The following is an 11,999-nucleotide window of genomic DNA, read 5'->3' on the forward strand; positions in this document are numbered from 1 at the left end:
AGATTACATGAAAAAATCAATCAAACTAGCCAGCTTAATTATTGGTGGATTACTGTCTTTCAATGCAATGAGCAAAGAAGTAATTAGGCTTTCTACCTATGTGAATGAATCGGACATTAGGTATGAAGGGTTTAAAAAATTTGCGGAAATAGCAGAAGCAAAATCCAACGGAAATCTGAAAGTCAGAATCTATCCATCCTCCACGCTACACGGATGGAGTGAAGGGGTTGATGCTGTACAAGGCGGGGTTGCAGATATCAGCTGGATCAGCGCTGATAATCGACTTTCATGTTATCGAACCACTTCATTATATCCGTCAGCGGTTGATTTGAGCGGGCAGTTAGACATGGATTCTCAATATCGTGATCTCATTACTCCGGAGGCTAACCAGAACGGCTTGGTTCCTCTCATGAACTCTAATTACTCTTATGACCAAGAGTGGTGGTTCAACGAGCAGGTCAATTCTGTTGAAGAATTTTCCAACTTAAACGGCAAGCTAGTTCGTTCTGTTGGGCCACTAGTGAGCAAGATGATTGAAGGTTGGGGCGGCAAGCCAGTCTTTATTTCTCCTAAAGAAGTATTTCAATCTGCGGAGCGCGGTGTTGTTGATGGGATCAACATGGGTGTAGCAACTTATAGCTCCTGGAAGCTTTGGAATGTGATGCCACACATGGTGGATGCTGGAATATTTTACGGCAACATCATGTACATGATGAATAAAGAGCGATTTGACTCGCTTTCTGAAACGGACCAGCAAGCGCTACTAGAGGCAGCTAAAGAGACCGAAGCTTGGCTAAAACCTCAATATGAAAAGTGGGTAGATGCGCGGATTGCAGAAGCTATACAAGAAGGCGGTACGGTTCTTGAACTGACCTCAGAGCAAAAGCTTAAGTTAGTTTCCGATATTTCCACATCTTGGGAAAACGAGCTGAAGAATGATTGTGGAACAGAGCTTTCAGTTAAGATGAAAGACCTCTTTGCTGCGAACTCAATCTAGGGACAGAAACTATGGAAGGTAAATTCAGAAAAGCATTGGATATTTCAACGAATGTACTACTGTATTGCGGTGGTGTAATCGTTATTGTCCAAGCTTTCTGGATTACCTATGGCGTATTCATGAGATACGTAATAGGTAGTCCTGATGGGATGGTTACAGAAGCAACGGCTTTGATGTTAGTACCATTAGCGTTCGTTGGTCTATCATACGCACTTAAGGCAGATGCTTTTCCCAAGGTAACGATTTTTATCGACCAACTCTCTAAAGGGAAAAGAGACTATCTGGAAATTGCGAACAACTCACTGATGATGGTTATCTCTGTTTTTTTCGCTTTGGCCGCCTTTAAAGGGCTATCTAAGTCCTATGTGTCGCTTGCAGCCTCAGAAATATTGTTATGGCCTAAGTATTATTTTTGGGCCGGAGTTTTTGTTTCATTACTCAATTTATCTTTGGTTTCTATTTTAAAACTCTATGACTCGATAATGCATAAACTTGAGTCAATTCGTGGCACGACTTCTGTGCCTCAAGTAAAGCTTGGAGAATAATATATGCTTGAGTGGTATGAAGTTGGTCTCGGCTTGATGGGGCTACTAATTTTATTCATTGTGATGGGTTTACCAATCCCATTTGCACTGGCGGGTGCATCCGTTCCGTTTCTTCTTTCAATTCAGTCTTTTTCTACAACACTTGTTACAGCCGAACTTAAAATGTGGGGTGTGTGGGTAGATTACGTTTTATTATCGGTTCCGCTGTTTGTGTTATTAGGGGAATTGATTGGCAGGTCCAACATAGGCCCCAATCTGTATTGGTTTATGCATAGTAAGGTGTCAATTACAGGTTCTGCTGCATACGGGAGTGTTGGCGCTTGTGCTGGCTTTGGCGCTGTATGTGGATCGAGTATGGTTGGCTCATTGACCATTGGTGGCGTCGCGCTTCCAGTAATGTTAGACCTTGGCTACGACAAAAAACTCGCCAGTGGGGTGCTCGCTGCTGGTGGAACACTCAGCGTTCTGCTCCCGCCAAGTTTGATTCTTCTTTTCTACGGAATAGTGACCGATCAGTCTATCGGACAACTATTTATTGCGGGCGTTGTACCGGGCTTAATTTTGGTTTCCTTTTTCTTTCTTATCATTAAAGGGTGGAGTGTCTTACAAAAAGGATCTGTGCCAGGGGCTGATGACAGTGAAAGCATTCCTTGGGGGCTAGCATTGAGCGCGATAATTCCAGTGATGGTTATCGGTCTTATTATTACAGTTTCCATCTATGCGGGAATCGCGACCCCTACTGAAGCGGCAGGTGTCTCTTGTGTGATTACCTTGCTACTTGCTATGACTGTTGGGGGAATGGATCTCAAAGGGTTCTTTGAATCAATCAAAGCGACCATGAAGACGATGGGTTATTTAGGCTTATTACTTTCTTCTGGTGTGCTTTTTGGTTTTGTGATGACTTACTATCAAGTGCCACAAGAGTTCACTAGCTTGTTTACTTCTCTGGAACTATCGCCATACACGACGCTTGCACTGATTATTTTGTTCTACATTATTTTAGGCATGTTCTTAGAGCCTGTTTCGATGACATTCATAACTCTGCCAACCTTGTTTCCTCTGATTCAAGCTTCAGGCTTTGACTTGATTTGGTTCGGTGTCATTTACACAATAACAATGGAAGTCGCTGTATTGACTCCTCCTGTTGGCCTGAATTTGTATGTTATTCAGTCTATTGAGAAAGATCGTCTGACTATTGTCGATGTCATTAAAGGCTGCTTGCCTTTCATTGGTGCTCTGATATTTTTGATTGTACTGATGGTTATCTTTCCTCAGCTTGCCGTGTGGCTACCAAATGTTATGGGGTAATGTGAATGAAAGTTAATGTACCACTGGTGATGATCCATGGATTTTTAAGTGGCCCAGAATATTGGAGTGCTCAAGTACCTTTTTTAGAGAAAAACATGCAAGTAGTCCCTGTTTGTTTGAAAGGCTTTGGTGAACGTTCTGATGAGACAGCTTTTGAGACGATTCAAGATATGGCTCAAGATGTTATGTCACAACTTGCAGTGCTTGGAATAAAGCGTTTTCACCTAATAGGGCACTCAATGGGAGGAATGGTCGCCCAGCAGATTGGGCATAAATGGGCTGAACAAGTCGCCAGTTTGACCTTGTACGGAACAGGACCGAAAGGCGACTTGCCTGGTAGGTTTGAACCATTACAAGAGAGTATCAAGAATGCATCCTCTTTTACCTATGGCGACAGCAAACAGAGGGCAGTGTCTAGTTGGTTTAAAAATGAATTAGCGCCTCAGGTACTCAAGCAATCGATGCAACTTGCAGACAAGGTTTCGTTTCAGTCCTATCTAAACGGACTTATCGCAATGAACAGTTGGAATGGTGAACCCTATGTCTCTAAATACAGAATGCCAGTATTAATTATATGGGCGGACTCAGATAAAACTTATCCATGGGATGAGCAGGTATCAGTATTGTGGAAGGGTATTGAGCACAGTTCTATGTGTATCATTAACGATTGTGCGCACAATGCCCACATTGAGAAACCATTGCACTTCAACGTAGCTTTTGGGGAGTTTTTACAAAGCGTTGGTTAGCTTCTCTGCTAGAAGTTCAAAGGGAGCAGGAAAGGTGACCTTCAGCCGGAACATTTTGAGTACTTTATTTGCAGTTTATATCCAAACGAAAAGCCGACAATCATGTCGGTTTTTTTTGCAAATCCGGTAGAGATTATATCAACGATCACGTCATCCATAATTTACTAACCATCACGCCTCATACAGATCTAGGCCAACAATCTTTGTTTGGATGAAGAAGTACATGAGGGAAATGATAAGTAATACACACATTCACATAATTTCTGCATTCAATTTTAGCTATACGGAATACTTCTGCTTTTCGTCATGTATGATACGGTTATATTGGTAAGATACTGTTATTAAATGAGTTATTTAACTAAGTATGAGATGGTTAAATTATTAGACAGAAATGCTCTAGTGATAAAAATCATAATTATTCAGTTTAATAACTGCTGTGCTTGGAGAGGAAATGGTCAGGGAAGCGACAAAAGACGACTGTGTAAAATTAGCGGCATTGTCCATTAAAGTCTGGCTAGACACATATGCGAGAGAAGGGGTCAAAACTGAATACGCTGAGTATGCCTTGTCTACTTTCACGGCAGCCTACTTCTTTGAAATATTGAATACCACTAAATATCGTGTGTTTGTAAGTGAAGAAAATGAGGTTATTCAAGGCTACGTAATGGTTAACCTTGAATCGCACTACCAGACGTCTGGCAATGGCTTTGAAGTAGACAAACTTTATGTAGATAACATTTTCAAAGGTAAAGGGATAGGTCGAAAGCTTTTGAATGGAATCGAGAATCAGTTTGGTAATAAATACTGGCTGTACACGTGGGTAGAAAATGAATCGAATGGCTTTTATGAACATTTAGGTTTTAGTCGAATAGGTTTACTGACTTTTGAGTTTTCCGGATCGTTGATAGAAAACAACGTGTATCAATCAGCCCACACACATTGAATCTAGTTAGTCCTTTAGTGGGTAACACTGAACAACCCTTCTCGATAAATCGTCGCATAGTCATAGAATTCAAGTGGCATAGGCATAGTGAGGTAAAGATGGAAAAGGCGAAATTCATTCAGCAGCACCTTATTGAAAAGGGTGTCCCTGCAGACCTAACGAGGCCAAATGCCTTTATTTGGTCAAAATATACTAACGTGTCTCAAACGCCTCTGGTGTTTCAATCGCTTCAAAAAGTATTCTTGACGTATGGATTATCGATGGCGGTAATTTGGGGGTCTTTGATGTGGATGTTTACTTGGCACTCAGAGCCCGAACATTGGAAAACTTACCTTATTTCATCTGCTATTTTCGGTTTCTTTATGGGGCTTGTTAATGCGTTCAGAATCGTCAAAGCACGAAAAAAATTGGGTGAGAAGAGTTGGGAAAATTGGTGTAAGAAAAACTACGGATGAGCGCGATAACAAGCAGTTAAAATGATTCGTAATACTTGGCATTTAGGAGTTTAAATTAGATGTATAAACTAGAGATTTTTTGTACGCCTGAGCAACAAGATCTAGTTTTGAGCACCTTACATGAGTCGGGTGTCGATAGAATTGGAAACTATGATCACTGTTGGGCTATTGGTTCTGTTATCGGTTCTCACCGAGCTCTTGATGGCTCTGCGCCTGTGTTTGGGTGCAACGGGAAAGTCGAAAACTACCCGTTATTAAAAGTTGAAATCAACGTGGCAAAGAGCCAAGTGAAACCAATCGTTGATCAGCTTGGAGTTTGTCTCGGCTGGGAAGAGCCTTTGGTCAATGTTTTCAAAGTTTGTAATTCGGAGTTTGCTCTTCGAGGTATATCTTCTTGATATTTACAATAGCGCTATAGCCAAAGATTTGCCAGACGAATACGTTACGCCTTGCATTTTGGTGAAATGGCAAACGTTACACAACACTTAACACCGCGTTGGCGATAAAAGGAAAATTGAGAGTTATGTGGATAGAACAGAGCCTGATTGAAGGTGAGCATGTTGCTCTTGAGCCTCTACTATGGGGCATGTATCTGAATTAATCGAGGCCGTGAAAGATGGAGAGCATTGGAAGCTATGGTTCGCTAATGTACCGAGCCCAGAAAAAATGGAGCAATACGTTGTTGATGCTATCGCTCAAATGCATCTAGGTAATATAGCTTATGCCGTGCGAGCTAAAACTACCAATCAAGTAGTAGGGACTACCCGTTACTATGGCGTTGATAGACCAAATAGACGTGCTTTGATTGGTTATACCTGGTATTCAAATGCGGCTAGGGGAACACTGATAAATAAAGAGTGTAAATACCTTCTTCTAAAACAAATATTTGAGCGCTATGAAGCCATTGCAGTCGAGTTTCGCACTCATATTGGGAATGCCGTCTCTCGAAGAGCGATTGAAGGGCTTGGTGCAAACCTCGACGGTATCTTGCGTAATCATCAAATCTTAAAGGATGGCTCGGTAAGAGATACGGTTGTGTATTCAATTATTGACTCGGAGTGGCCAGAGGTTAAGCAAGGCTTTCTGAAAAAACTCAGTCAACAAGAGCCTTAATACAAGGAAGTAAGTATGGAAAATTATTGGAATCCGATGGTTCCTGAACTATCCGTTAGCAACTTTGAGCGCTCGCTTGCCTTTTATGTTGATGTACTTGGTTTTTCTATTCGCATAAGGCGTGAAAACCCTGATTTTGTGTATCTCGAACAAGAGCATGTGCAGATGATGTTAGAGCAAATCAGTGATGAAGGATGGATTACTGGTGAGCTTGAGGCTCCCTTGGGGCGAGGTGTGAACTTTCAGATTGAATTAAGTGACTTAGAACCTCTAGTAAAACGTCTCCAAACCCACAAAGTGTCCCTGTTTCGTGAGATGAAAGAAACTTGGTATGACATTGGTGAAAAGTTGTCTGGGGAGCGTGAGCTTCTTCTCCAAGATCCGGATGGTTATTTGTTAAGGTTCACTCAACACCTCGGAGAAAAACCGAAGATTTTGGTGTGAACTCATTCATTGTTTTCCAGACTAGCCAAATCGACCATCAAACCTAATCGTGGATTCATCAGGCGCGCTAAAAGTAAACCTGTAAGACTCAGGATAACAGTGCTAACAACGGCTTAGAGTGATTCTAAACACGTGGCATTCAACCATGCAGTGCCACTTCTTACCGTAGCGTTTTATTGTTTAACAGAATAGCGGAAACTAGTCAGAGAGATACAGAGAGTTATGATACGTAATTTTTATACTTGCGATAAAGAAACAGATGAAAGCAGTCATGATGGAGAGGGGTCGATAGACATCTATCGTGCGTTCAGACGTAAAGACTTTGATGGTGCTTGGGATTTTGCCATCCGTGTTGTCATGCCACCGGGAAGTTCTATGGGGGAGCACTCTCATGGAGACGATGAAGAAATGTATATTATTCAGAAAGGTGAAGGCACGATGATCATTGAAGGTGTCGAGACAAAAGTGACTGCGGGAGACATGATAGTAAATAAACGTTTTGGTACCCATGGCTTGGCTAATACATCAAAAAAAGACATTGAGTTGTTAATCATTCAAGCCAGCCTGAAGTAAAGCGTCAAGCTAGAAATGTTGGTACGGCCGCAGTGCCGTACCGTCCCGATTAGGCGCTAGGCAATGAGGCATTCATAAGGAGTAAAGAGTGAATCATCAAGTTCGTGTAGGTGTGGCTGCGGTCATTTTTCGAGAAGGGCGTATTTTACTTGAGCTGAAATATGATGAAAGCAAAGAACGTATTGTGTTTTCAGTGGCTTAATTGGCACATCTATAACAAGCGATTCGACACGCTTGGCATGTGAAGTATGCATAAGTTTATTAGCGTGTTCAGTTGGTTTCAGAGGAACAAATGAAAGAGTTTAAGGTAAAGGGGAGTAACGCGATACTCAGGTATCATGATCTTCCCGGTTCGGAAATGCCTATTGTGTTTATACACGGTATTGGTTGTGCTTCCTCGTTTGATTATCCGGCCGTTGCGGCCAGTGATTGGTTACTTCCTCATCGGCGCATTCTTGTTGATTTATTAGGTTCTGGGTTTAGTGATAAACCTTTGGATTTCGATTACTCCATCGGTAGCCACGCGGCTTATCTTGAGGCGTTTATTCAATCTTTGGGTTTGGATAAATTTGTTATCTATGGTCACAGCATGGGTGGCGCCGTGTCAGTTGTGTTGGCTGAAAAAGTTCAACCACAACTACAGGCCTTGGTGTTGAGTGAGGCTAACCTTGATTCTGGCGGTGGGTTCTTTAGCAAAAAGATTGCGAGCTTCACCGAGCTTGAATATATGAATCACGGTCACGCACAGATAGTGCAACACAGCATCGATGACCAAAATACTCAATGGGCTGCCAGTTTAGCCGTGAATTCAGCGATAGGTACGCACAGGCAAGCCGTGTCCTTGATAGAAGGGCAGCTCCCGAGTTGGCGTGATAGGTTGTATTCTCTGAACGTAAACAGAACCTATATATTTGGTAGCGAATCTTTACCTGACCGCGATACAGAAGAGCTGAGTAACCACGATATAGCGATCAGCGTTGTTTCTGATGCTGGACATTCAATGGCGTGGGAAAACGCTGATGGGCTAGCTGAAGCCATTAAGCGCGCGATATTAACAACCTAATCAGTAATTCAAGTAGACATGGTGTGTTCGGTGCGAATAAGCACCACATAAGTGTGGCAGATCCTCGGTAGGGGGGAATCCATGTCATTAATTATCTTCTAAAGGAAAAATTATGATTTTTACTACGACAGAAAGTGTTCCAAACCGTGAGATTGAGGAGATTCTGGGTGTTGTAACTGGAAATGTTGTCCAAACAAAGCATGTTGGTCGAGACATTATGGCGGGTTTTAAAAGCCTTGTTGGTGGTGAACTAAAAGGCTATACGGAAATGCTTTCAGAGGCTAGGGATACAGCTATTCAACGTTTAGTTTCTGAAGCGACTGACTTAGGTGCTGACGCAATTGTGGGCATTCGGTTCTCTACTAGTGCAATAATGGACGGCTCGTCTGAAATCATGGCTTTCGGAACTGCGGTAAAGTTAAGAACATAACAAGCCTTCATGAGTCAAAACCGACACTTGGTATTTCTTCGGTGTTGGGTCTATTGTTTTCTTGAAAGCTAAACAAACAGGGCGCCATTTACAGGCGCCCTTTGTATTAGTTGGCAACGCTATAAGTGTCGTAGTCACGAAGTAAGAAGAGTGCGATACAGGCTGCGAGCATTGGCCAAGAGGCGAAGAATAGAAGGTTATTGAACGGGTCCATGTATTTTCCAAAAGAGGCGAAGGTTGAGCCTGCATGCAAGACCAAAATGGCACCGTAGGTGTACTTCTTCCACATACCTACAACGAATGCGCCTAAAAAGCCGAGCTGAGCGACACCCATAGCCATCATCGCGTTATCCGAGATGTCGATGCCGTAAAAGCCAGACAGTACTTTTGTCGCGTGCTCAGGGACTAGGATCTTATCCAAGCCCCAGAATAAGAATACGATAAAAATGCCGATTCTCAGCAGTAGTAGGCTAGTCGCCAGTTTGGTTTGAAGTGTCTTTTCCATGATATCCCTTGTGATGCATTCAATGATGCGATGATTTAAATGTTCATCAAAGGAGACCCATAGCCGTTGGTTTTTCTTTCGCTATTTTTCAATGCCTTATGTAACAAGGAATGTCTGATTAACTTTTGTTTATATAATATGTCATGTTTTTGATGTGGTATCATTCACGCAGTTAACTGTTAATGGATATATAACGTGAAAAAATACCTACTATTATCGCTTTCGGTTTTAATTTTGGCTGGTTGTGGAGCCCCTCGTTACACAGGGAGCGCGATTCCAGAACCTACGACTGAAGTGGATGTTGTTATTGTTAAAGACGCTGAAACACGTGAAGGGTTTTTAAATACCATGGAAACCTGGTTGCAAGATAACGATTATACCTACACCGTCGTACCTGATAAGTCGAAGCACGATCTTGATAAGCTAACATTGGAGTATGAAGGCCATTGGAGCTGGGACTTAGCGTTGTTCTTAAAGCAAGCGGAGATCAATGCTTATCAAAACGGGCAAAGAGTAGGTGAAGTAGAGTTTAAAGTTCCATATACGGCTAACCCGAACAAGTTCGGTGATGCATCTAAGCGTATTGGTTTTATGATGGATACGGTATTTGGTAAGAAAACCGCTGAAGAAGCGACGAAAGCGGCAAATTCATCCGATTCAAAAGCGACGAACTAGTCTAATTAGCTGACTAACTCATCCCTTTGTTCGCTTTCTATTTCTCTTTAAACTCAGCTCGAAGAGACGAAGAGACGAAGAGACAAAGATGTGAAGCCGTCGCTTTTACAGTTACGGCTTCACATCGTTCATATTAATTAAAGCTCTTGTCTGAAGTGATATTTTACTAATTTCGCTTGGTATTCAGGGCCTGGTATCAATACGTTTCGCTATCTTTGCTTCTTTTCATTTCGAGCCAGCCAGATGAGCGGCAGTATGATCATTGCAGTGCCAATCGCCATTGCAATATCAGGCATTTCACCAAACCAGACCAACCCAACTCCCACCGCACCGAGTAAGCCGCTGTATTCAGCACTGGCGATTTTATTGCTTTCTGCCGATCGGTAAGTGACGACACATATCGCCGCGTAGATGAGGATAAAGCCACTTGAACCTGCGGCAGTGATCAGTGGTGACCAATCCCATTCACGGCCTTCCCAAATGGCGAGCCCAAGTGATGCCGGAACGCCTGCTAAATTGGTTAACAACAAGGTTTGTGCGACGGTTTGGTGCTTCGGGAGTTTACGGATCAATAAGTTATTGCTGGCAATGGTTAACGCTACGATAAGCGCTGCAATGGCCGCCCAATCGATCTCTGTCGGGCGAATGATGACCAGAACGCCCATAAAGCCGAATATTCCAGCAGCCACTGAGTAGCGGTTGAGTTGCTCTTTGAAAAATACCAAGGCTAACGGCAGCATCATCAAAGGTGCGGCGTAGAAAATAGCGTTGGCGGTGGCCAATGGCATGGCATTGATGGCAAACACCATAAAGATCGCACCCAGTAACCATATATGCGCGCGCAAGGCATGCCATTTCAGCCCATCGGTGAAGCTCTTTTTACTCACGCCAAAACAAAAAGGCAGAAGGATTAACACGGCAGTTAGCTGTCTGAAGAAGACAAATTGAAACACAGCAATATCTTCGCCCAAGGTTTTAATTAAGGCATCAGAGAAACCGCAATTAGATTACCGACAATGAGTAAACTCATTGCCATTCCAACAGACATTGAAGGCATGATGAAGCTCCTATCATTGACTGACGCGTGTTCAGGTGAGTTAAAGATAAAATGAAGAAATGTGATGGCGTAATCTTAATGCATAAAATCGTTTCATATATAATGATAAAAATTCACTTAGTATGAGCTAAACTAATAATGAAATTACCACCTTTAAGAGCAATACAATGTTTCGAGTCGGTCGCTCGTTTTAATAGCTTTTCTCAGGCGGCTATAGCGCTTCATGTTACTCAAAGTGCAGTGAGTCATCAGGTTCGCTTGCTAGAGGAATACTTAGGTGAAACCTTGTTTGTGCGTCAGGGAAGGCGCTTATCGCTCACCCCTATAGGAGAGCGTTACTACGAAGAGGTGTCTCATTCATTGCAGAATATCGCGCAAGCCAGTTATCAAATCCGCGAGGGTGAAAGTGGCAAAATTCGGATTGCAATGTACAGTTCTTTGGCCGTTAAATGGTTGGTGCCTAGGCTCGAAAACTTACGCCAACAGCATCCAGAAATCGATTTAACGTTAAGTATGGTGGCCGATGAGCCAGAGTTCTCGGATCAAGTTGCTGACTGCTTTATCACTGCTAATCCGCCAAAGAAAAACTACGTTAGTGACTTCTTATATAAAGAGCAGCTATATCCGTTTTGTAGCCAAAAGGTGTGGCAGAGAATTGAAGATAAACCTTTGCCAGAGGCACTATGGGATCAGCAGTTACTTTCAGTAAATTCAATCTTCAAGGAAGGCGGTGAGGCGAAAGACTGGGCTAAGTGGTGTGAACTCGGTGGTTTCAGCCTGCCAAAGGATGTGAAAATTAGCCAATTCAGCCACATGGTACTGGCCGCTGAGGCCGTGAAATACCATCAAGGTATCGCGTTCCTGAACGACTACTTTCTTAATGACCAAGATCTTCAACAAAACTTAGTTCGTATCCCAATGCACGATTTACCGACTGGCGATAATATGTACTTTGTCTACAAAAATTCGAGAGCCAAGCAGTTTGAAATCAGAACGTTAGGCCATTGGCTCAAACAGCAATGTTTTGATTATGAGTAAACAGTGAAGCGTAACATTGAAAGAAACCGCTCACTCTCAGATACATGCGTGGTATCTAGGGCGTGTTGATCTTTCGTGAGTGTTTTTTGAACAGCATGGTAAAGAGT

At 42.7% G+C, this 11,999-nt stretch carries 15 protein-coding genes and 1 pseudogene; 14 read left to right on the plus strand and 2 right to left on the minus strand.

Features of this window, described 5'->3' with window-relative positions; genetic code table 11:
* The first annotated feature begins 7 nt into the window (after positions 1-7).
* The 12 genes from dctP to AB6C75_RS16490 all read left to right on the plus strand — a co-directional run bounded on the left by dctP (position 8) and on the right by AB6C75_RS16490 (position 8,617).
* Complete coding sequence (dctP, locus tag AB6C75_RS16435; protein ID WP_102442422.1) at positions 8-997, plus strand: TRAP transporter substrate-binding protein DctP; 990 nt, start codon at positions 8-10, stop codon at positions 995-997.
* Between the two features lie 11 nt (positions 998-1,008).
* Positions 1,009-1,542 (plus strand): TRAP transporter small permease, encoded by a 534-nt coding sequence (locus AB6C75_RS16440; protein WP_065105462.1) that lies wholly within the window; start codon positions 1,009-1,011, stop codon positions 1,540-1,542.
* Between the two features lie 3 nt (positions 1,543-1,545).
* Positions 1,546-2,850 (plus strand): TRAP transporter large permease, encoded by a 1,305-nt coding sequence (locus AB6C75_RS16445; RefSeq protein WP_372108239.1) that lies wholly within the window; start codon positions 1,546-1,548, stop codon positions 2,848-2,850.
* Between the two features lie 5 nt (positions 2,851-2,855).
* Positions 2,856-3,596, plus strand: coding sequence for an alpha/beta fold hydrolase (locus AB6C75_RS16450; protein WP_372108241.1), 741 nt, complete (start codon positions 2,856-2,858; stop codon positions 3,594-3,596).
* A 451-nt stretch (positions 3,597-4,047) separates the two neighbouring features.
* Positions 4,048-4,539, plus strand: coding sequence for a GNAT family N-acetyltransferase (locus AB6C75_RS16455; protein ID WP_102446738.1), 492 nt, complete (start codon positions 4,048-4,050; stop codon positions 4,537-4,539).
* A 98-nt stretch (positions 4,540-4,637) separates the two neighbouring features.
* Positions 4,638-4,994, plus strand: coding sequence for a DUF6404 family protein (locus AB6C75_RS16460; RefSeq protein WP_017082412.1), 357 nt, complete (start codon positions 4,638-4,640; stop codon positions 4,992-4,994).
* 59 nt (positions 4,995-5,053) lie between these two features.
* Entirely contained in the window at positions 5,054-5,392 is a 339-nt protein-coding gene (locus tag AB6C75_RS16465; protein ID WP_372108243.1) for a hypothetical protein, read from the plus strand.
* 181 nt (positions 5,393-5,573) lie between these two features.
* Positions 5,574-6,107: a GNAT family N-acetyltransferase gene (locus AB6C75_RS16470; protein WP_372108245.1), complete on the plus strand. Its 534-nt coding sequence runs from the start codon at positions 5,574-5,576 to the stop codon at positions 6,105-6,107.
* Between the two features lie 15 nt (positions 6,108-6,122).
* The gene (locus AB6C75_RS16475) at positions 6,123-6,551 is read left to right on the plus strand and encodes a VOC family protein (RefSeq protein WP_102450378.1); all 429 of its coding nucleotides are present in this window, start codon (positions 6,123-6,125) and stop codon (positions 6,549-6,551) included.
* 222 nt (positions 6,552-6,773) lie between these two features.
* Positions 6,774-7,124: a cupin domain-containing protein gene (locus AB6C75_RS16480; protein ID WP_102561381.1), complete on the plus strand. Its 351-nt coding sequence runs from the start codon at positions 6,774-6,776 to the stop codon at positions 7,122-7,124.
* A gap of 292 nt (positions 7,125-7,416) precedes the next feature.
* On the plus strand, positions 7,417-8,187 hold the full coding sequence (locus AB6C75_RS16485) for an alpha/beta fold hydrolase (RefSeq protein WP_102496031.1): 771 nt from the start codon (positions 7,417-7,419) through the stop codon (positions 8,185-8,187).
* 112 nt (positions 8,188-8,299) lie between these two features.
* Positions 8,300-8,617, plus strand: coding sequence for a heavy metal-binding domain-containing protein (locus AB6C75_RS16490; protein WP_017082406.1), 318 nt, complete (start codon positions 8,300-8,302; stop codon positions 8,615-8,617).
* Positions 8,618-8,723: 106 nt separating this feature from the next.
* On the opposite strand, the gene AB6C75_RS16495 is transcribed toward AB6C75_RS16490, so the two are convergent.
* On the minus strand, positions 8,724-9,122 hold the full coding sequence (locus AB6C75_RS16495) for a hypothetical protein (RefSeq protein ID WP_372108248.1): 399 nt from the start codon (positions 9,120-9,122) through the stop codon (positions 8,724-8,726).
* Positions 9,123-9,317: 195 nt separating this feature from the next.
* Between AB6C75_RS16495 and AB6C75_RS16500 the strand changes: the two genes are divergently transcribed.
* A complete protein-coding gene (locus tag AB6C75_RS16500) occupies positions 9,318-9,797 on the plus strand; it encodes an Sbal_3080 family lipoprotein (protein ID WP_017081211.1) in 480 nt (159 codons plus the stop codon).
* Positions 9,798-10,006: 209 nt separating this feature from the next.
* Here the strand turns inward: AB6C75_RS16500 and AB6C75_RS16505 are convergent.
* A pseudogene (locus AB6C75_RS16505) lies at positions 10,007-10,854 on the minus strand (DMT family transporter).
* Between the two features lie 138 nt (positions 10,855-10,992).
* On the opposite strand from AB6C75_RS16505, the gene AB6C75_RS16510 reads away from it, so the two are divergent.
* Positions 10,993-11,892 carry a LysR family transcriptional regulator gene (locus tag AB6C75_RS16510; protein ID WP_017092010.1) on the plus strand — a complete coding sequence of 300 codons (900 nt, stop codon included), beginning with the start codon at positions 10,993-10,995 and terminating at the stop codon, positions 11,890-11,892.
* Positions 11,893-11,999 lie beyond the last annotated feature (107 nt).

The sequence above is a fragment of the Vibrio sp. 10N.237.312.B06 genome (assembly GCF_041464685.1).
GTDB lineage: Bacteria > Pseudomonadota > Gammaproteobacteria > Enterobacterales > Vibrionaceae > Vibrio > Vibrio tasmaniensis_A.